General features: G+C 42.0%; 16 protein-coding genes and 1 pseudogene. 13 read left to right on the top strand and 4 right to left on the bottom strand.

Annotated features, from left to right (window positions below):
- Positions 1-54 precede the first annotated feature (54 nt).
- From recJ to sir, 3 genes are all read left to right on the top strand, one after another.
- The gene (gene recJ, locus F6K64_RS16280) at positions 55-2,856 is read left to right on the top strand and encodes a single-stranded-DNA-specific exonuclease RecJ (RefSeq protein ID WP_008185979.1); all 2,802 of its coding nucleotides are present in this window, start codon (positions 55-57) and stop codon (positions 2,854-2,856) included.
- A 503-nt stretch (positions 2,857-3,359) separates the two neighbouring features.
- A complete protein-coding gene (locus F6K64_RS16275; protein WP_008185975.1) occupies positions 3,360-3,908 on the top strand; it encodes an outer membrane beta-barrel protein in 549 nt (182 codons plus the stop codon).
- Positions 3,909-4,275: 367 nt separating this feature from the next.
- Entirely contained in the window at positions 4,276-6,228 is a 1,953-nt protein-coding gene (gene sir, locus F6K64_RS16270) for a sulfite reductase, ferredoxin dependent (RefSeq protein WP_008185973.1), read from the top strand.
- A 367-nt stretch (positions 6,229-6,595) separates the two neighbouring features.
- On the opposite strand, the gene coaE is transcribed toward sir, so the two are convergent.
- Complete coding sequence (coaE, locus tag F6K64_RS16265) at positions 6,596-7,249, bottom strand: dephospho-CoA kinase (RefSeq protein ID WP_008185972.1); 654 nt, start codon at positions 7,247-7,249, stop codon at positions 6,596-6,598.
- 775 nt (positions 7,250-8,024) lie between these two features.
- Here coaE and F6K64_RS16260 point away from each other — a divergent pair.
- From F6K64_RS16260 to F6K64_RS16225, 8 genes are all read left to right on the top strand, one after another.
- Positions 8,025-9,212 carry a phosphotransferase family protein gene (locus F6K64_RS16260; protein WP_287254510.1) on the top strand — a complete coding sequence of 396 codons (1,188 nt, stop codon included), beginning with the start codon at positions 8,025-8,027 and terminating at the stop codon, positions 9,210-9,212.
- A 134-nt stretch (positions 9,213-9,346) separates the two neighbouring features.
- Positions 9,347-9,607 carry a hypothetical protein gene (locus tag F6K64_RS16255; RefSeq protein ID WP_287254502.1) on the top strand — a complete coding sequence of 87 codons (261 nt, stop codon included), beginning with the start codon at positions 9,347-9,349 and terminating at the stop codon, positions 9,605-9,607.
- A complete protein-coding gene (locus F6K64_RS16250; protein ID WP_287254504.1) occupies positions 9,538-10,662 on the top strand; it encodes a T3SS effector HopA1 family protein in 1,125 nt (374 codons plus the stop codon). The genes F6K64_RS16255 and F6K64_RS16250 overlap by 70 nt, the downstream gene beginning before the upstream one ends.
- On the top strand, positions 10,659-11,711 hold the full coding sequence (locus F6K64_RS16245) for an aldo/keto reductase (protein WP_287265828.1): 1,053 nt from the start codon (positions 10,659-10,661) through the stop codon (positions 11,709-11,711). Before F6K64_RS16250 ends, F6K64_RS16245 begins: the two co-directional genes overlap by 4 nt.
- Before the next feature lie 145 nt (positions 11,712-11,856).
- A complete protein-coding gene (locus tag F6K64_RS16240; protein WP_287265827.1) occupies positions 11,857-12,624 on the top strand; it encodes a peptidylprolyl isomerase in 768 nt (255 codons plus the stop codon).
- A 138-nt stretch (positions 12,625-12,762) separates the two neighbouring features.
- Positions 12,763-13,467: a head GIN domain-containing protein gene (locus F6K64_RS16235; protein ID WP_287265826.1), complete on the top strand. Its 705-nt coding sequence runs from the start codon at positions 12,763-12,765 to the stop codon at positions 13,465-13,467.
- A gap of 241 nt (positions 13,468-13,708) precedes the next feature.
- On the top strand, positions 13,709-14,437 hold the full coding sequence (locus F6K64_RS16230) for a calcium-binding protein (RefSeq protein WP_287256585.1): 729 nt from the start codon (positions 13,709-13,711) through the stop codon (positions 14,435-14,437).
- A gap of 328 nt (positions 14,438-14,765) precedes the next feature.
- Entirely contained in the window at positions 14,766-14,975 is a 210-nt protein-coding gene (locus tag F6K64_RS16225; RefSeq protein WP_071986988.1) for a hypothetical protein, read from the top strand.
- A 400-nt stretch (positions 14,976-15,375) separates the two neighbouring features.
- On the opposite strand, the pseudogene F6K64_RS16220 reads toward F6K64_RS16225, so the two are convergent.
- A pseudogene (locus F6K64_RS16220) lies at positions 15,376-15,648 on the bottom strand (Txe/YoeB family addiction module toxin).
- Positions 15,629-15,901: a type II toxin-antitoxin system Phd/YefM family antitoxin gene (locus tag F6K64_RS16215; RefSeq protein ID WP_008191289.1), complete on the bottom strand. Its 273-nt coding sequence runs from the start codon at positions 15,899-15,901 to the stop codon at positions 15,629-15,631. The pseudogene F6K64_RS16220 and the gene F6K64_RS16215 overlap by 20 nt, the downstream one beginning before the upstream one ends.
- A gap of 739 nt (positions 15,902-16,640) precedes the next feature.
- Between F6K64_RS16215 and F6K64_RS16210 the strand changes: the two genes are divergently transcribed.
- Positions 16,641-18,677: a pentapeptide repeat-containing protein gene (locus tag F6K64_RS16210; protein ID WP_287265824.1), complete on the top strand. Its 2,037-nt coding sequence runs from the start codon at positions 16,641-16,643 to the stop codon at positions 18,675-18,677.
- Between the two features lie 34 nt (positions 18,678-18,711).
- A complete protein-coding gene (locus F6K64_RS16205) occupies positions 18,712-19,743 on the top strand; it encodes a hypothetical protein (protein WP_287265822.1) in 1,032 nt (343 codons plus the stop codon).
- Positions 19,744-19,936: 193 nt separating this feature from the next.
- Here the strand turns inward: F6K64_RS16205 and F6K64_RS16200 are convergent, their stop codons facing one another.
- Positions 19,937-20,548 carry a Uma2 family endonuclease gene (locus F6K64_RS16200; protein ID WP_287265820.1) on the bottom strand — a complete coding sequence of 204 codons (612 nt, stop codon included), beginning with the start codon at positions 20,546-20,548 and terminating at the stop codon, positions 19,937-19,939.
- Positions 20,549-20,597 lie beyond the last annotated feature (49 nt).

Here is a 20,597-nt window from a genome sequence, read left to right as displayed (position 1 = left end):
CGATCGCAAATCAGCTTCATGTCCGAATCCATGTCAGAATCCATGTCCCAATCCATGTCCCAATCCCAATGGCAAGTCCTAGCGCCACCGGAAATTCCTCAGTGGTTCATCGAAGCTGTCAAATCCCATACTAAGGGCTATTCGGGAGATTATGCTGCTCAACTGCTGTGGCAACGGGGAATACGAGAGGAGAGACAACTAGCTGGTTTCCTCAACCCAGATTTGTATCAACCTACCAGCCCTTTTGATTTTGGACAGGAAATGAAATGGGCAGTAAAACGCCTACTCCAAGCCCGTGAGGCTGGGGCAAAGGTTGCCATATGGGGGGACTTTGATGCTGATGGAATCACGGCTACTAGTGTCCTATGGGAAGGACTGGGACAATTTTTCTGGCAGCACCAACAGCTAAGTTACTACATTCCCAATCGCCTGACGGAATCCCATGGTTTGAATTGTCCAGGAATTGACCAACTGAACGCTTCTGGGGTGAAACTTATCGTTACCTGCGATACTGGCAGCACGAATCTGAGGGAAATTGATTATGCTCACCAGTTGGGAATGGATGTGATTATCACTGACCACCATACTCTACCAGATGACCGTCCGCCAGTAGTTTCTATGATCAATTCTCGCTATTTTGCTGAAACTCACCCTTTATTTCATTTGTCTGGGGTGGCGGTGGCGTATAAGTTAGTGGAAGCGATGTATCAGGTTTTACCTAATATTCCCCAACAACGGTTAGAGGGGTTGCTGGATTTGGTGGCAATTGGTCTAATTGCGGATTTAGTGGAATTATCTGGAGATTGTCGTTACCTGGCACAACGGGGAATTGAACAACTGAAGCAGCAACTGAAAACTCGCTCTCGTCCTGGTATAGCGCGATTGTTACAGTTGTGTAAACGCAGTGGCGATCGCCCGACGGATATTTCTTTTGGACTTGGCCCGAGAATTAATGCTGTAAGTCGGATTCAAGGGGATGCTTCATTTTGTGTTGAGTTACTGACTAGTAAGGATGAGAAACGTTGTGAGCAACTGGCTTTAGAGACGGAACTAGCTAATACCCGCCGTATGTCTTTACAAAAAGATATTACTAAGCAAGTTAAGGATAAACTTGCCCAACTTGATCTGTCTACTACTAATGTGATTGTCCTAGAAGATCCCCAATGGCCAGTTGGTGTTTTAGGCTTAGTGGCAGGTCAAATTGCTCAGGAATATGGACGCCCGACGATTTTGTTAAGTACAGTTTTATTAAGTACTGAAAGTAGCGATAGAGAAAGCAAACTGGTAGAAGCAGGTTTAGAGGATAAACACTCCTATAGTATAGCACGGGGTTCGGCTCGTTCTGTTAATAATATTGATCTTTATGAATTAGTCAATTCCCAAGCTCATTTGTTGCATCGCTTCGGAGGTCATCCTTTTGCGGCTGGGTTGAGTTTGCCAGTGGATAATATTCCTTTATTTAGGGAAGCGATTAACCAGCAGTTGGCACAAAAACTAGGGACGACGGGTGCTTTGATGATGCCAGCCATGGAAGCGGATTTGGTGGTTAAGGTTGCTGAGTTGGGGAAAGCACTATTTGATGAATTGAAACATCTGGAACCTTGTGGGATGGGTAATCCTGTGCCAAAATTGCTGATTAAAAACTGTTGGTTTGAACAGGTTTTGAATCGTAACTCTAAGGATTTGAGAGGGCGAAAAGTACAGTATATCAAAACTAAATTTGAAATTTGGGATGACTCTACGAGTATGGGTTTTCCTGGAATTTGGTGGGGACATTATCAGGATGAAGTCCCTAAAGTTAGATGTAATGCTGTTGTGGAATTAGACTATAATAATTATGAAAAACGTCCAGAAGTGCGCCTCGTTGCTGTGCAACCTTGCCAAGAAAATGATTTTTTCCAATCTTGTTTCCAGGTCTCTAATCAGCTGGATTGGATTTTAGATTGGCGGGGACAAGAGTTAGAGGTTGGCCGGTTGAAGGGTGTTGGCTCTCAAGAGTTACATGTTGGCAAGTTGAAGGTTGAATGTTCTCAAGAGTTACATGTTGGCAGGTTGAAGGTTGTTCGCGAACAACCTACTAACCTTCAACCTCCTAACCTTCAACCTACTAACCTTCAACCTCCTAACCTTCAACCTACTAACCTTCAACCTGATAACTTTCAACCTCCTAACCTTCAACCTCCTAACCTTCAACCTCCTAACCTTCAACCTGATAACTTTCAACCTCCTAACCTTCAACCTCCTAACCTTCAACCTGATAACTTTCAACCTGATAACCTTCAACCTCCTAACCTTCAACCTCCTAACCTTCAACCTCCTAACCGGCAAGGTTTAAGTCCTCTAATGGTTTATGAGTGTCCGACGAGTTGGGATGAGTTACAAGTATGGTGTAGGAGAGCGATACAGGCAGAACGACAATTAGCGATCGCATATCCACGGCCTCAACAACTATCTGCCCAAGACACCTGGAAAAAGTTGCTAGGAATTGCTAAGTTCCTAAGTCGCACCGGTCAATGGGCTACTTTGGTGCAATTGCAGGAGAAGTTGGATTTAAGCGATCGCACTGTTGAGTTAGGACTGAATGCTCTATCAGTGATTGGTTTTGAGGTTTCTTACCAGGACTCGGGGGTACAAATAAGCTGCCATCCAAAAGAGTGGTCTTCCGATTGGCCGTTGGCCACGCTACGCGAGCGGACGAATGTTGCTGGGAATGATGCGATTGCGCTACGCGCACGCTGCGCGAACGCAATATTTTTTGCTGCCATTGAGGAAGAACAGTTCCGACGTCAATATTTTTACCAGGTGCCTCTGTCTACCATTGCCGGATATAGCATGGTTGGTATCAAACAAGATTAGACGTAAGCATTCAGCAATCAGCAATCAGCAGTCAGCAGTCAGCCTTGGCCTTTGGCCACGCTACGGGAATGGCCACGCTATGGGAATGGCTGATCGCTGATCCCTGATCCCTGAGGGCTGATCGCTGATCGCTGATCCCTGATCGCTGATCCCTGATCCCTGATCCCTGAGGGCTGATCCCTGAGGGCTGATCGCTGATCGCTGATAACTGATAGCTGATAGCTAAATGCTTACAATCTGTGACACCTGCTAAACAGTCCACTAAGAAAACACAGACATTCAATTAATTGATACAACCGACTCTCTTTTAAAGAGTATCAACTAATTAAGCCGTCTAAAACTAAGCCAAATTTTTTATAGTTATATCCGGATTAGCCAGATTCAAGTCATCTCAAGGCTTTCAAGTATTTAGATTTTTTTTTAGAACCTGAGGAACCTTTTGTTTATTCCCAACGACTTGTAGAGAAAGGAACAAAAAATTAACGAATTTGAGGAAATAAACAATGCAAGGTTTACTGAAATCTATTTTCACCATTTCTACTTTGGCCGCTACAACAATTGCTCCCGTTTTACTAGGAAATAGTATGGCTTCAGCTAATCCAGGAGCAGATGATCTCAGCGTCAAAGGTACAGATGCTAGCTACATTGGCGTTGGTCTGGCCGCCGGTGTAACTAGTGATGGACAAGGGAATGACCAAAATATTGGTGGTAATATTACAACTCGTCTGACAACTTCAAAGCTTCCCGTTTCTCTACGTGGTGATGTTATTTTCAATGATGATAATACCGCGATTATTCCTAGTGTTTCTTTTGACCTAGGCGTAGCCAAAAATACTAATGTTTTTGCTAGTGTTGGTTACTCTTTTGTGGAAGATGACGGAGACAATACACCCATAGGTAATCAAGATGCTTGGGTGCTTGGCTTGGGTGCTGAAAGCCAAATTGCTAAGGATGTTTTGGTTTACGGTAATACTAAGGTAGGTCTTAACGCTTACGAAAATAGTTCAGGTGAGTCTGTCAGTGTTCAATTGGGTGCAGGCTATCGTTTCTAAACTTAGTATGTCCATTGTCAAAGGGAAAGGATGAAGGATGAAGGATGAAGGATGAAGGATGAAGGATGAAGGATGAAGTATAAAGGATGAAGTATAAAGTGTCAAATACTTCAACTGAGGTGACAACAATCCTCTTGTGCATCTACTCGCTTGAGCGAATCTACTCGCTTCAACCTTCCTTCAACTCTTCCCTTTCCTCTTTCCCGGTATCTGCTTCAATCACACTGAGTGGGTTTAGATAAATTTTAGGATTTATAAAGTTATCGATCCAATGGGCAACGGTAGTATTAGGATCTAATCATTAACCGTAATCCCGAGCGATTTATCGGGAATTATACTTATTCATCTTTTTAGATCCGTCGAACCAATGGTTGTATCTCAGACTCCTAAAGCCCGCAAACCCTCTAAGATTGAAGGAATTAAAGAACGCAGTAACTTCTTGCGTGAGCCGGTGGCAACTGAATTGCTACAGGATACTACTCATTTTACAGAAGACGCTATTCAAGTTCTTAAGTTTCACGGGTCTTACCAGCAAGACAACCGAGATAACCGGGTCAAGGGTCAGGAAAAAGACTATCAGTTCATGCTGCGCACTCGAAATCCTGGAGGATTTATTCCACCAGAGCTTTATCTGACTCTAGAGCAGTTGTCAGAAGAGTATGGTAACCATACCCTACGAGTAACTACCCGTCAGGGTTTTCAGATTCATGGCATTCTCAAAAAGAATTTGAAAGCGACAATTGCGGCAATTGTCCGCAATATGGGGTCAACCTTGGGTGCTTGTGGAGACCTCAACCGCAATGTTATGGCTGCACCAGCACCATATAAAAATCGACCAGAGTATCAGTATGCTTGGGAGTATGCTGATCGGATTGCTGACTTACTTACCCCTCAAACCGGTGCCTATTACGAGATTTGGCTGGATGGGGAAAAGGTAATTAGTGCTGAGGAAGCTCCGGAGGTGAAAGCAGCACGGCAGCGCAATGGTAATGGTACTATTTTCCAGGACAAAGAGGAACCAATCTACGGGGAACACTATATGCCCCGGAAGTTTAAGTGTTCCGTAACGGTTCCCGGGGATAACTCGATTGATATCTATACCCAAGATGTGGGGTTGGTGGTAATTACCAACGACCAGGGAGAACTGGAGGGATTTAATGTTCTGGCTGGTGGGGGTATGGGTCGTACCCACAATAAGGAAGAAACCTTTGCTCGTCTAGCTGACCACATCTGCTATGTGGAGAAAGAGGATATCTACGACTTGGTTAAGGCAATTGTGGCAACTCAACGGGATTATGGCGATCGCGTAAACCGCCGTCATGCCAGAATGAAGTACCTAATCAATGATTGGGGTGTCGAGAGGTTTCGGGAAAAAGTAGAAAGCTACTTCGGTAAAACCCTGGCACCGTTTAAGCCCTTACCCCCATTTAAGTACGAAGATTATTTGGGTTGGAACGAACAAGGAGACGGAAAGCTATTCCTGGGGATATCGATTGAGAATGGTCGGGTCAAAGATGAAGGGGATTTCCGACTCAAAACAGCTCTGCGGGAAATTACTGAGAAATTTGCCCTACCGATGCGGCTGACTGCTAACCACAATATAATTCTCTATGAGATTGACCCCACCCACCAGCAAACCCTGAATCAGATTCTCGAACAGCACGGTATTCAAGTTACTCCAGAAGGAATTGAACCGTTAGTGCGCTACTCCATGGCTTGTCCAGCTTTACCTACTTGTGGTTTAGCGATTACCGAATCAGAACGGGCGCTCCCTGGCATGGTTGAGCGGATTCGGTTACTGCTGGACAAATTGGGGTTAGAGAAGGAATATTTTGTGATCCGAATGACCGGTTGTCCCAATGGCTGTGCTAGACCGTATATCGCAGAGTTGGGATTTGTCGGTAGTGCACCAAAGGCTTATCAAGTGTGGCTGGGAGCTTCACCAGATCAAACTCGGTTATCACGAGCCTATGTCCAGAAAATGCCAGAAAGTGAGCTGGAATCTTTCTTTGAACCAATTTTTGTGCAGTTTCGGCAAGAGCGCAAACCAGAAGAGAGTTTTGGGGATTTTTGCGATCGCATTGGCTTTGATGCCCTTCGGGAATTTTCTGCTAACTATGAGCTAGGTAGCGGTATAGTTAATCCAGATGCCAAGCTAGCAAGTAAGAAATCCTCAGCTAAGAAATCTTCTACTGCTAAAAATCGCCGTCGAATTAGCATTCCCGAAGAAGTCCATGCTCGTCTTAAGGAAGCTGCTGCTAACCAAGGGAAAAGTATGACGGAGTTGGCAGCAGAGGCTCTGAAAGCTTATTTGCCATAACTAGGTTAGCAGGTTTAAGGCTGTCTGTCAGAATGTAGAATGCATAATTTAGAATGTAGAATGTAGAATGTAGAATGCATAATTTAGAATGTAGAATGTAGAATGCAGAATGCAGAATGTAGAATGCAGAATGTAGAATGTAGAATGTAGAATGTAAGCAGGTACACAAAATTAATTACACATTTCAAAAAACTCAAAGGCTTACAATGTAAGGGTTACAGAGATGGCGAGTAGGTAATTAATCCTGCGATCGGTGCTTATAATTCTAAATTCTAAATTCTAAATTCTAAATTCTAAATTCTAAATTCTAAATTCTAAATTCTAAATTCTGAATTCTAATAAATTCTAAATTCTAAATTCTAAATAGTTAGGGATGATATGAATTGGTAGCAAGAGCAGTAGATACTTGTTGGATTAGAGCTTCTTGGGTAGAGGAGTTATCTAAAACTAGATCAGCAAGTTCTATTTTTTGCTGGAGGGGGAGTTGGCTGTTGATCCGGGCTTGAGCTTGTTCTTTAGAGATGCGATCGCGTTTCTGGATCCGTCTGAGCTGTTGTTCTGGTGAGCAGCTGACTACCCAGATTTCTGTCACTAAGTCTGTCATCTTAGCTTCAAATAGTAGAGGGATGACTAATATCACTGTCGGAGCAACTAGCGATGCAGCGCGGTCTTGGGGGTTTCCCCCACTCGCTATTGCATCAAGAAAGGTATCGAGTTCAGATCGGAAGCGATCGCGTACATAAGGATGGATTTGTTGCTCTAACCACTGTCGCTCAGTTGGGTTACTAAAAATTATCTCTCCTAAGCGTTTACGGTTCAGGGTACTGTCACTGTGCTGCACTTGTAAACCGTAGCGCTGATAAATCTGTTTCAGGATTGGTGAATCTGGTTGTACTGCTTCTCTGGCATAGATATCCGCATCTAAAATTGGTAGCCTGTAGGTATCAGCCAGGTAATTCGATACGGTGGTTTTTCCCGTAGCGATACCACCGGTTAGACCAATGATGCGTTTTTGATTCATGGGCGTTAAGTGTAGAATCAGTGGTTAGATCAGGGATGCGATCGCACCTGTTGGTCACAAATCCGTGCTACCAGGTGGTGGGTTACCACCCAATTCCCTTCCCCTAACTTACCCTAAAGTAGCTGAGGGCTGATATCAGATCAGGATGATTACCCTTAATCAAAATCTCCCCCATCTCCCACACTCCCCGCGCCCGGGCCCCACACTCCCCACACTTCCCGCGCCCGGGCCCCTAGATTATAGACCTCTCCAAAAACTTGAAACTTTCTCAGGCACTGCTTTTCAGCGATCAAATTGACCAAGTCAATTTTACGTTGAATTAACGCTATAATAAGCTTAAGAAGCTATTGATGTTAATTTAGCACTAACTCCTAGGCCGGGGAACCCGGCCTAGGAGGCGCGCACCTTCGGGTCGCACCTGAAGATGCAGCGCATCCCTATTACCTATTACCTATTACCTAAAATCCCGAAATTGTGTACCTCATAGCTATGAGAATTGCTATAAGCTGATAGCTGATAGCTGAATGCTTACCCAAGATATCAGTTCAATCGGAGTCCTTGTGGCTCCGATTGATTATTTGCAAAAATCCCCAACCATAAGACCTTAATCAAGACGTTATGTCCAAAAATTAAAGCTGATTCTATTGACTTTTTGGGCTGAATAACTAAAGATAAATAATTAAGGATGGTATCAGCTATCAGCTATCAGCTATCAGCTGTCAGCCGTCAGCTGTCAGCCATTATTTTTTTTGTTAATTTTTTCTTTAAAATAACTATGCCATTTTTATTAAGTTTTAAAAATGTTTTCGAGTACCTGATTGACCAGGGAATCTGTACTGAACAGGAAAAAAGTCTGGGTAAAATTGAACCAAAGCCTGCGAAGAACTTTAATTTGCTCCTGACCTTACCAGAAGGTCGTAAGCTCCTAGTTAAACAAGAGCCTTACCACCAAGACGGTGAAACCGTAGGTGAGTTTTTGAAGGAATGGCGCTCTCAAGAGTTTTTACGACAATTTCCAGAGGTGAGTCACCTGGGGTCTTGGCTACCTGAGGTTCTCCATTTCGATCCAGATAATTCCATTATTGTTTTTAACTACCTGAGTGACTATCAAGACCTAAGCGAGTTCTACGGTAAGGAGAATGTCTTTCCGAAAGCGATCGCTAGCTCAATTGGAGCCATGGTAGCTAGTATTCATCGTGCAACCTTGGGTGGTCAGGACTATCAGGACTTTTTCTCGGAAAAATCAGCAGAGCCATCCCCTGATCAGGCTCAGAATCTGAGTAAGGATTTGGAACGGATTGGTCCGGAAATATTTAGTCAAGTACCCGTAGATGGTCTGAAATTCTTTGCCCTGTATCAGCGCTACGATAGCCTCGGAAAAGCGATCGCTAAACTGAGTAATAGTTTCGATGCTTGTTGTCTGGTTCACAATGACCTGAAGTTGAACAATATCCTTTTACCCAACGATTGGGAGCAAGCAACGTCAGCCCCAGAGTCAGATGGCATCGTTCGACTTAGACTAATTGACTGGGAGCGCTCTAGTTGGGGAGACCCAGCCTTTGATTTAGGCTCAATTATCACCAGTTACCTGACCATCTGGCTAAGTAGTCTGGCGGTTAGTAAGTCGATTGATATTGAAGAAGCATTGAATCTAGCTATGACTCCCCTGGAACAGATCCAACCTTCCATAGCTGCCCTGATTCGGACTTATTGCGATCGCTTTCCAGAAATTTTAGAGCGCTATCCTAATTTTTTGCAGCGGGTGATGCAATTTTCTGGTCTAGCCTTGATTCAAACCATCCAGTCCATAATTGAGTACCAGAAATCCTTTGGCAATACAGGGATCTGTATGCTTCAAGTAGCTAAGAGCTTGTTATGCCGTCCAGAAGCATCGATCCGAACAGTTTTTGGTATCGAGGAATCAGAACTGATTGGTCTTAATCAGATCTTGCACCAAGTTTAAAATTGGTAGGGAATAGGGAATAGGGAATAGGGAATAGGCAATAGGGAATAGGCAATAGGCAATAGGCAATAGAGAACAGGTAAAAAAAACATGTGTGCCTCTTTTGGCTAGAAACCGCTAGATAGGGTACCTAAATGAATTGTGATAATTTTTGTTACCGACTGCCGACTGCCGACTGCCGACTCCCTACTCCCTACTCCCTACTCCCTACTCCCTTTGCTATAACAAATAGACATCTCCAAAAATTAACCTCAAACCCTTGCACTGCCTGGGTCAAAACCGAGTTTCTGGAGATGTCTAATAACAATTTTCAAACCACAAAACTATGCAATTACTTGAATCACTACCAAATCAACTGCCAGATGCTGTACCGGAGCAGCTGCGAACTGCACTAGAAGACATTGTCAACCAGCTTGAGATTCAGAAGTCCAACTTCTCTATTCGCCATCGAGATTACAAACCCTTGGAACTTCCAGCTGAGGTAGTAGAACGCTTTGGGCAATTGCCCTTAGATTTGCAAAAAAAGTATCTGAGTTTGCAACTGCGGAGTTTTCTCTACGGGCTTTACTACAACGGTTCGCTAAAAGATGGTCTAGCCCTCAATGGCGATTCAGATGACCTGACCCTGCACCAAAATTTAGAAAACAATACTTACCTGGGGATAGACCTAAAATTCTACCAGCGATTGGATGAAAGCAATACCGGTGAAGGCTACTTTGACCCGGATTGGTTGGTGCTAAGGCAAGAAAGTGATGGCACTCTGGCAGTAAATAAGGGGGGTTTAACTCTACATATCGAGCCGGAGGAGCATTTACAACCAGAAGCACAATCTCCCGCAGTTGGGGACGACGTTGCGGTGTTGCTACCTCCGAATCTAGTACAAAACGGATTCTATATGGCAGTGGGTAATCTCGGTACCTATGACTATGGGCATCCAGATAGTGAAGGGGAAATTGTCCGCATCTACTTCAACTTAACCGCTGAAGGTGCAGTGGCGGTAATGGGTAGCCTGACGCAACAGTTAAATCAAATCTCGGTGCCATTCTCTTTTAAGGTTCTCTATAATCCTGAGGATTACAACCGCTACGACTCAGGAGTACTCTACTTTGACAACAACGACTATGAAGCAGTGCGGTTAGTGCTTCGGAAGGTTTATACAGAACACCAATCCCATTTTAAGCCAGAAGTACCCCTGTTCACCAAATTCCTAGCGCCAGGATTGGGGTTAGCGGAAGAACCAGACCAGAAATTTGCTGACCAAGAAAGTTTTGGCATGAACCGCTGTCAAATTGTTGCTAATGGCTTATTGGAAGCTCACCACAAAGGAGACGATTCTCCAGAAGCTCGCATGGCAGCAATTCTGCAAGAATTTTCTCTGTTGGAGATTGAATTGCAGCACTGCTACCTAAATGCCAAATCTGAAGACATCTATACTCCGTTAGAGTTATGAAGCTAACTGATCTGACAAGCACCCTGACCGCATCCCCTGCTCAAGACACGGTTTCTGCTAGAGTTAAATCTAGAGTTAAATTCCCAAAATCAAATTTACCTTTTTACCGCAAACTAGGACGCACTGACTTAACCGTGAGCTGCCTGGGATTAGGTGGTGGGGGACACATTTCTAGTGAGGATACTCTCTACGCCTTTGACCAAGGAATCAACTACTTTTTCTACTCCAGCGATCTACATCACTATCTCTACAGTTCTATGGCTGGGGCGCTGCGCCAGCTGTGTGGAAGGGGTTCCTCAGTTCGAGAGCAGGTAGTTCTGGCAACGGTAACTTACATGACCAGGAGTCCCGATGCCATATTGACTTATCTATACGATCAGTTTGTAGACTTGGGAATTGACTACATTGATATATTTTTTTGGGGCTGGATTGATGCTGACAATGGGGATAATTTCGAGAAATGTTTGAATATTTCTAACGATCTGCGCGGTCCAAATACAGTTTATCAGCGCACCATAGAAAGAGTATTTGAAACCTCAGAACGTCTCAAAAAAATGGGTGCTGTGCGCTATATTGGTGCGTCATTCCACGACCACGATCTTGCCCGAAAGTGGCTAAATAGCCCTTTATTAGATGTGGTCATGGTTCGCCATAATGTTGCTCACCGCACTGCTCAGCAAAAGGTCTTTGCGGATCTAGCTCCCGAAGACCCCCAGCGACCGGGTATTGTGACGTTTAAGTCAGCTGGAATGCAGACTGTTCTTTGGACTCCCCCGGAGGATCTACCAGAAGACTGCTGGACACCTTCAGTACCAGATTTATATCGCTACTCTTTAAGTCAGAACTGTGTGGATGTTGCCTTGGCAGGTTTGACTTGTCGTGAAGAAGTTGATGCAGCGATCAAAGGCATTCAGAAAGGAAAACTAACCCAGGCTGAAGTAGACTATCTCAATCTCTATGGCGATTTACATCGCAATCGGATCAATATCGAAGAAATTCCACCTGAACACTTGATTTACCAACCTGAACCTGTTGTTATTTATAGATGAGAGGTCAGCTATCAGCCGTCAGCTGTCAGCCGTTGGTCTTTTGCTGATAGCTGATACGCGACACGCTGATACGCGACACGCTAATAGCTGATAGCTTACAGAATTTATACTGTTAAACTACACAATTGATTAATCACAAAAAGCCATGACACAAACGACAGAAACCTTAGAAAAACCGGTAGTAGTAGAAACTTCCCCAGTCACGGATGCAGATATTATTGCTTACCTGCGCCGTTCCAGGAAATTTGGTGAAATTGCTAGCTTAGCTGAACAAGATGCCTTGATTTTGGATGTGTGTGAGGAACTTAGTATTACAGTTTCCGATCAGGAATGGCAAGCGGCTGGAGATGCTTTTCGTTTAGAGCACAAGTTGCTAGGGGTTACTGAAACCAATACTTGGTTTTATGAGCAAAAGATTACTGTAGAAGAGTGGTCTGAAGGCATTAAAGTCGAGCTGTTGACGAAGAAATTAAAAGAGCATCTGTTTGGAGGAGCTGTCGATGGTGATTATATTAGCAATCGCGAAAACTATAGACGAGTCGCCCTCTCTCAAATTCTTGTGGTTGACCTAGCCCAGGCTTTGAAAATAGTTAAAGCACTCCGCTATGACAACGCTTCTTTCTGTGCTTTAGCACTGGAACACTCGAAGGGCAAACAGTCCCAAGAAAATGGCGGTTTTGTGGGGATTCGCTTTTTAGTAGAACTTTCCCAAGACATTGCTAAAGGGATTTATGACGCTAAAGAAGGGGAAGTGATCGGACCGATTCAAACTAAACTTGGCTATCATATCCTCAGAGTTGAGAAGTGGTTTCCAACGGAACTAAATGAATCAGTTAGAGAGGCAATTTTAGAATCTCTATTTCAGAATTGGTTACAGGAGCAAAGCCAGACTAATCCTGTAGAAAATTCGTAAGCATTCAGCCGTCAGTTATCAGCAGTCAGTAGTCAGCTGATACCTGATTACTTACAAATAAAGCACATGAATCCTGGCAATTAAGGAGTAGCTAAGGAGTAGCTGAAGTTAAGCAAAAGGGGGTTAGTAAAAAAAACAATGTTATCTAAGATACCTGTTTTCCTAGCATTAGCTGTTAGTGGGTTTAACTTAGTTAGTGGGTTAGATACTATTTGGCTTGAGCCAGTTAAAGCACCAGTTGTTAGTCAGCTTAATACCATGAGTGTTCAAGGTAGTAGTGTTTTGAAAACGGAAAGCAGAAAACTTAGCCCCTTTACTGGGATTGACGTTAGTGGTAGTTATGACATTGAAATTGTTATTCAGCCAACTACCAATCTTGAAATTAGCGGTGATGATAATATTTTGCCCCTAATTATTACAGAAGTCAGGGATAATACCCTATTCATTTATCCTGAAAAAAGTATTTCTCCTAAAACCCTCTTAACAATTAAAGCATCTAGCCAAAATATCGAGCAACTATCTAGCCATGGCGCTAATTATGTGAAAATTTACAATGTCAATAATCAGCGGTTAGAGATTGAGAAAAATGGTAGCGGCAAGACTGAACTATATGGCAATACGAAAGAGCTATATCTAAAGGTATATGGAGCCGTTGATGTCAATGGTAAAAATCTTTCCTCTACAAAAGCTAAGGTTGACCTATTTGGTGCTTCCCAAGTAGATGTTTATGCAACTGAAAAGCTTACTGCTAATGTATTTGGGTTAGGAAATATCAATTATTACGGCAATCCTAAAAACGTCATTAGAAACATATTAGGATTAGGTTCGATTACTAAAAAATAAGTACGTAAGCATTCAGCCGTCAGTGGTCAGCCGTGAACTAAAAGCTCACGCTACGCGAACAGCTTAAAATAAACCTCCTTCGTGGCACAGGCTTCGACGCTGGGACTTAACTCAGATTAAACGAATGCTTACCTCTTTTATTCCATAGCTGATACGCGACACGCTAATAGCTAATAGCTAATAGCTGATACGCGACACGCTGATAGCTGATAGCTTACATAAGTACTAAGGAGTAAAAACGATGATTTTATCTAGAATTAGTTTCTTTGATGGCAGTGACGATAGCTTTTTTTCTGGATCTGAGTCTGGCATCAAGCTAGAGGAATTTAATCCTCTTTCCTTTTTGGAACCTAGAGTCGGCATTTCTTCGTTGAATAGGAGCTTTAATCGAAATCAGATTTCTGAAGAGAGAAGCAATGACATTCTGACTAGCACGAGTGGTAATAATTCCTTTTCTGGAGGAGAAGGTGATGACATTCTTGTAGGTGGAACAGGAAATGATACTCTTGATGGTGGAGAAGGTAACGACATTATCGCTGGCCTGAGTGGAGATGACTCGATTTCTGGCGGGTTAGGGGATGACACTCTCACAGGTGGAGGTATTTCCTTGTCTCAAGACGGTAACTCTACTACTATCAAGGTCATTGATACCAGTGGTATTGATACTCTTAGTGGTGGGGAGGGAGCCGATAGATTAGTGCTAGGGGGAAAGTCTCAATTTTTCCCTGAAAGTACTGTGATTCAGTATGATGAAGCAGGGAATGATGACTATGCTCTGATTACGGATTTTGATACTGGCGAGGATGTTATTCAACTTGGTGGTTCTAAAAGTGATTATCGCTTGGATTCATCGCCGATTGGTTTACCGTCAGGTACAGGGATATTCCTAGGAAATGAGCTGATTGCTATTGTCCAAGGGAGTTTAGAGCTGGATCTTAGTGCTAGCTATTTTGAAGGTTCGGAAGTTTAGGTAGAATTAAGAATTAAGAATGTAGAATTTAGAAGGCAGAAGCCAGAAGCCAGAATGTAGAATGTAGAATTTAGAAGGCAGAATTTAGAAGGCAGAAGCCAGAAGCCAGAAGCCAGAATGTAGAATTTAGAAGGCAGAAGGCCGAATGTATAATTCTTAATTCTCAATTCTCAATTCTTAATTCTCAATTCTTAATTCTTAATTCTTAATTCTTAATTCTTAATTCTACATTCTTAATTCTACATTCTTAATTTTTTTTCAAAACCCTTGACAATCATTTTTATAATCATTACAATAATCATTGTAAACGTAATTAAGTTTTTTAGCCATGTCTACAGAATTTATTCCGAATCACAACAATAATCCCAAGAAACAACGTATTAAGTACATTAAGGGCTCTCCTGAAGCAGTAACCAAAACTATTTACGGCCTTTGCGCACTCGGGTATGGGTCGGTTTCCGACTGGAGCCCTTTGCAACCGACGGGCATTCCGGGGCAAGTAATTAGTTTTGCAACCAAGTATCAAACTTGGCGTTAATAGGTTAAATTTATGGGGGGGTTTCCCCCCCGGTCTGGTCCGGTAGGATCACATCCGGATTGATTCGGAAACTGATAGACAAGACAATTGCGTTTACAGTATTGAAATAGCCGTGGATAGTATTTCTACGGCTATTTTTTTTTGTAAGCTATCAGCTTAAGCGCTACGCGCACGCTACGCGAACAGCTATCAGCTATCAGCTATCAGCTTAAGCGCTACGCGCACGCTACGCGAACAGCTATCAGCTATCAGCTATCAGCTTAAGCGCTACGCGCACGCTACGCGAACAGCTATCAGCTATCAGCTTATGATTGGGGCTACACCTATGGTGGGCAGTGCCTAGTAACGGGCTTTGTCAGCTGATTTGTATCAAGCACTGCCCACCCTACATGAACTAAAATCAATTAAATTGATCGTAATGACCACCTATTGCAAAAATATAAACATAGTTATCATCAAATTTGTAAATAAGGCGATCTTTTTGAGAAATTATTCTTGACCACAACCCCGATAAATTATGTTTTAACGGTTCAGGTTTTCCCATTCCTTTAGCGGGATCGTCTCTCAGCATTTCTTTGATGATTTTACAAAGGGTTTGATGGAGTTTTTTGTCTTTTTTACGAAGTTCTTCGTAATTTTACCAAGTTTTGCCCTCAAATACTAAGGATATCATCTAGTTCTTCCTGATTGGGAGAGTAGCCTTTATTTTGGGTATGGGTAGCTTGAGAATGGTTAATCTGTTCCATTAAATGGCTATTTTGTAATACATACAAGGTTTCTTGTTGTTGTTCCAAATCTTCGGCACTAATAATAATAAAGTATCCCTGATTGGGATCGGTTATTTTGAGGGTAGTATGGTGATTGATGACTTGTTTAATAAAGTCTTGGATGTTAGTTTTAAATTGCTTGATAGGGATAGAGTTCACTGTTTTTTCCTCATTTATACTTAAGTATAGCAGGTTAATATAGCGGTTTTAAATTAGGTGAGGTAAAAATTTGTTGGTGTTAGGGAGTAGGGAGCAGTAAAGTCAGAAGAGGGAAGAGAGAAAAAATTATGTGTACCTGATTAGGTAACAAAGCGCTATATTTCCTTGAGTTGCTTGTAAGCATTCATATCAAGTCCGGTTGAATATCCATAATAAAAGTTTATCGAAGGCAGCTATGCTGAAGTAAAAGAGTAAGGTTTCAAGGTAATGGTGCGATGCGCTACGCGCAGCCAAAGGCGATTGACCTTAGGTCACGCTTCGCTTCATCGCAACGGTAGAAATCGGTTTCAGCTACAACAACCTATTCCTGGATGTCTTTCTGAAACAGTTTGTAGGTTAATAAACACTGCTTTATTGTGTTTATTAAGAAATATTGCTAGTTTATTGACAAAAACTGCTTATTGTAGTTTTTTACTAAAACTAAACTTCCCTAGTATAGATGCAATCGCTTTTAGCGCAGCAAAGCTGATTGCAAGGGCAGGACGGTAGCAGGGTTGTGAGGGAGCCTATGTGCCATAGCTTATTTATTCACACGTAAATATTTCCGGAATCCTGATTTATTGACTGTAATCTGTACTAAGAAGCGATGCAACATTCACTTCAACATCAAATGAATTGTGATAATTTTTGTTCCCTACTCCTTACTCCCTGTTCCCTTTCGTATATATGATGATCGCTGATGAAAGCTAAAGAAGTTCTGAGACTATATACAGCAGGAGAAAGGGATTTCCGTAGGAAAAATCTTAGAGGTGAGTCATTCCAGGGGGAAGACCTTTCAGGTGCAGATTTTAGTGAAGCTGATATTAGAGGGGCTAATTTTAAGAATGCTATTTTAAGGGAAACTCAGTTCTGTAAGGCGAAGGCCGGATTACAAAAACGGTGGGTAATTGTTCTTCTATTGCTTTCATGGGTAATCTCAGGAGTATCAGGAATTACCAGCGTATTTGGTGGGGAATTAGTAGAGCCAATATTTAGCTCTAACGACGTGGCAGAGCAAGGTTACAGTTGGATGATTTTATTTGTAATAATTGTCTTATTTGCTATTATCATTCGTCAAGGTATCCGAGGATCCTTAGCCGTAGCCTTAGCCTTAGCCGGAATCTTCGCCGGAGCCGGAGCCTTAACCGGAGCCGAAGACTTAGCCGGAGCCCTAGCCTTAGCCGTAGTCGTAGTTTTCGCCGGAGCCATACTCTTCGCCGGAGCCGTAGCCGGAGCCAGAGCCGTAGCCGGAGACGTAGCCGGAGCCGTAACCTTTCAGGTAGCCGTACTTTTAGCCGGAGCCTTAGCCGGAGCCGGAGCCTTAGCTGTAGCTGTAGCTGTAGGTTTACTTGGTACTTATCTGGGCTGGCGTGCTCTAAAAGGGGATCCCCGAGATGCCTCGATTCTGAGTATTGCTATTGATTTGGCTGCTATAAAAGGTACCAGTTTTTACAATGCGGACCTAACCGATGCCGATTTTACGGGAGCCATCCTCAAAAGTACAGATTTAACAAAGGCTACTCTCACTCGTACGTGTTGGCAAAATACTGCTAAGCTTGACCGAGCTAGACTAGGAACAAGCTACCTTCAAGATCAAAAAGTTAGACAATTGCTGATAACTGGAGAGGGACAAGATAAAAACTGGGATGGCCTCGACTTAAGAGGTATTAATTTAAAGGGAGCTAATCTACAAGATGCTAGCTTCATTGGAACAGACTTAAACCGAGCTAACTTAGAAAATGCTAATTTATCCAGAGCTAAGTTAGTTCAAACGTTACTAGAAGGAGCAGATTTAACCGGAGCCACCTTAACGGGAGCGTATATCGAAGATTGGGGAATCAGCAATACTACTAAACTACTTGAAATTGATTGCGATTATATTTTCCTGAAACTACCTAGTAAAAATGATCCAGACCCTAAACGTCGTCCTGCTGACCAAGAGAGAAACTTTGAACCAGGGGAATTTGCTAAATTAGCTCATAAAATTCCTAATACTGTTGATTTAATTTTTAAAGATGGTATCGACTGGCAGACTTTTCTGAAAACTTTTCAGGAGCTTCGAGTGGAAAGCGATACAAGCCATACAGAAGAGCTACCAGTCATACAGACAATGGAAAATAAAGGTGACGGTGCTTTTGTTATTCGTGTCAAAGTCCCTGACAAAGTTGATGAAGCTGAATACGAGCGAAAATTTTGGGCAAAATACAAGCCAATGTTAGAGGCTAAAGATATAGAGATAAAGTTTTTATATGAACAAATCAAAGATAAACGTCAAGAAATCAAAGATAAACGTGAAGAAAATACTGAATTACTAGGAATTGTTAAAACAATGGCAGATAAAGAAACTACTAGAATTGATAATATTGACATGCGTAATCAGTCTAATGCCAAGTTTAACATTGGTGCTAACTATGTCGAAAAAGGTGAATATGTTAGTAGTCAGGAAAGCAATGCTAAGCAAAATAACTACGAAGCACCTGACAAAAATCTAACGGAAGCAGCAGCAGAAATCCAGCAACTTCTGGAGCAACTATCTCAGAGTAATCCCACTAGTACTGAGATTGAGAAGTTAACAGTTGTAGCGAGGGCTGCTGAGGAAATAAAGAATAACCCTACCCTCAAAGCTAAGGTTATCAATGCTCTTAAATCAGGAGGAGTAGAAGCTTTAAAGGAAGCCATAGACCATCCCTTAGTTAACATTTTGATGGCTATGATTGAGGGATGGATAGAGGCTTAGCTATAAAAAACTAAATATAAGGTCAATAAAGCAGATGAGCAAAAATACCTTAACCCAAGAGCAATGCCAAGAATTAATACAACTGCTTTCCAAACGGAAAGATAAGCTGGACGGAAGAATTACCAAAAATAATAGCTTAACCCAAGAGCAATTAGAAGAATTAGTAAAACGGCTTTCCAAACGTAAAAATGAGCTGCATGGAAGAATCCCCATTACAGCGGTGATGGATAGTTTAAGGGACTTAGAACTATCTGATCTACTTCTTGAAAGTGATATTTATGAGGTGTGTGAACCAATGGATAGAGAATCGAAAATCAAGACATGGAAAAACTATTTTAATTTTGCCTTAATACTAATCATTTTGACAGCACCATTATTTACATTTGGAGGGTATAAAATCCGAGAATTTATTGTGGCTAATTTTCCGGAATTAGTAGGAATAACAAGCAATAATAGTGATTTTAATATACAAGTCAATAATCTACAAAATGAACTAAAAAAACTAGAAATCGAAAATGATAAACTAGAGAAAATAAATCAAGAACTAAATGCTAAAATCGAAAACGTTCAACCTCTTGTTGTTCCTTCTCCAGTAATTTCACCAACTCCGACAGTCGCAACCACTATACTTACTCAAAATCCAGCAAAATCAGTTAAACTTGAAGGTATTATATATAAATTTAAAAATTGCCAAAAATCCTTAAATGTAAATTCAAGTACTCAATCCATAAGTTGTGCTATATTAATTACAAGCACTAAAGAAAATGTTCAGTTGCGTTTATATTCCAATCGCACTTCTTCTCAAAGAAGTAGACTATTGGATCAAGGTAAAGAATATGTAGCCACAAAAGTTGAATTTGGTACATACAGTAGTAATCGCATAGGTTATGTAAAAAATAGCTTGATTAAGGATGTACCGATAGAAGCCATTATTGATTTTGATGGAGTTCCACTAGAATTAAACCAGATAGATATCCTGCAATTTACATCCTATTTAGAGAGTTCTTATTACAAAGGTAAACTCAATACTGAATTACGTAATTTGCCGGTTATTCCGGAAAAATAGAAATTATCTAATTTACAAATAGGTTATAGCGGTTTTTAATTAGGTGAGGTACAAATTTTAGGGTTTTAGGGAACAGTGGCGTAGGGTGCGTGATAAGACGGGCTCCCCTTGATTTTCCCCCTGTTGACATCGGTTGAGATAGCCCGGCCCGTAACGCACCACTGGATCAAACTAGAGATCCTTCCCCCTTGCCTCAGCGCAGCCCTATAAATAATTTGTCTGTAGATAACTTAAGGTTAGGAAAAAGATAAGATTTGAGACAATCCCCTCTACGAAACATTACGTTCTGATATTGATCATTTACCAAACAACAGACCGTTACCGTCGGTTGCTTGGGGCTACCAATAAAGTATTTTCCGCCAATACCGAGATAATCCACAATCCAGTATTCTGGAATCCCCAAAGCTTCGTAATCTTCATACTTACGAGCATAATCATTCTGCCAATTTGTACTAACGACTTCAACCACAAGTTTTACTGTAGTACCCAGAGTTATCACTGGTTCCCTTGCCCAAAGTGGTTCGTTTACCAATTCTCCCTCATCAAGGACAACAAGATCTGGTCTGAAAGCGTTGAAGGTTCCCAAGGGCTGAATTAAGCAACGGTGTGGGATAAAATAAGGTACATCTAAACGATCTATTTCTACGTTAAGCTTTCGGCTAATCAACGCAACTACTTGCTCGTGGGGGCCAGTTGGTTCCATCTCAATTAGCTCTCCATCAATGAGTTCGTAGCGTTCATCATCTCCATACTGAGCAATAAATTCTTCTGGACTGATACCGGTTGTGGTTGCTGATAAAATCATAGAGCGGTCTCCTACTAAAACCTTACTGTTATCAACACCTAACTAAAAT

Source organism: Moorena sp. SIO3A2 (assembly GCF_010672265.1).
Classification (GTDB): domain Bacteria; phylum Cyanobacteriota; class Cyanobacteriia; order Cyanobacteriales; family Coleofasciculaceae; genus Moorena; species Moorena producens.
This window is presented reverse-complemented; position numbering and strand designations above follow the sequence as displayed.

Coding starts and splice junctions, on each gene's coding strand:
- recJ (WP_008185979.1), top strand. CDS start 55: ATGTCCCAATCCCAATGGCAAGTCCTAGCGCCACCGGAAATTCCTCAG.
- F6K64_RS16275 (WP_008185975.1), top strand. CDS start 3,360: ATGCAAGGTTTACTGAAATCTATTTTCACCATTTCTACTTTGGCCGCT.
- sir (WP_008185973.1), top strand. CDS start 4,276: ATGGTTGTATCTCAGACTCCTAAAGCCCGCAAACCCTCTAAGATTGAA.
- coaE (WP_008185972.1), bottom strand. CDS start 7,249: ATGAATCAAAAACGCATCATTGGTCTAACCGGTGGTATCGCTACGGGA.
- F6K64_RS16260 (WP_287254510.1), top strand. CDS start 8,025: ATGCCATTTTTATTAAGTTTTAAAAATGTTTTCGAGTACCTGATTGAC.
- F6K64_RS16255 (WP_287254502.1), top strand. CDS start 9,347: ATGAATTGTGATAATTTTTGTTACCGACTGCCGACTGCCGACTGCCGA.
- F6K64_RS16250 (WP_287254504.1), top strand. CDS start 9,538: ATGCAATTACTTGAATCACTACCAAATCAACTGCCAGATGCTGTACCG.
- F6K64_RS16245 (WP_287265828.1), top strand. CDS start 10,659: ATGAAGCTAACTGATCTGACAAGCACCCTGACCGCATCCCCTGCTCAA.
- F6K64_RS16240 (WP_287265827.1), top strand. CDS start 11,857: ATGACACAAACGACAGAAACCTTAGAAAAACCGGTAGTAGTAGAAACT.
- F6K64_RS16235 (WP_287265826.1), top strand. CDS start 12,763: ATGTTATCTAAGATACCTGTTTTCCTAGCATTAGCTGTTAGTGGGTTT.
- F6K64_RS16230 (WP_287256585.1), top strand. CDS start 13,709: ATGATTTTATCTAGAATTAGTTTCTTTGATGGCAGTGACGATAGCTTT.
- F6K64_RS16225 (WP_071986988.1), top strand. CDS start 14,766: ATGTCTACAGAATTTATTCCGAATCACAACAATAATCCCAAGAAACAA.
- F6K64_RS16210 (WP_287265824.1), top strand. CDS start 16,641: ATGAAAGCTAAAGAAGTTCTGAGACTATATACAGCAGGAGAAAGGGAT.
- F6K64_RS16205 (WP_287265822.1), top strand. CDS start 18,712: ATGAGCAAAAATACCTTAACCCAAGAGCAATGCCAAGAATTAATACAA.
- F6K64_RS16200 (WP_287265820.1), bottom strand. CDS start 20,548: ATGATTTTATCAGCAACCACAACCGGTATCAGTCCAGAAGAATTTATT.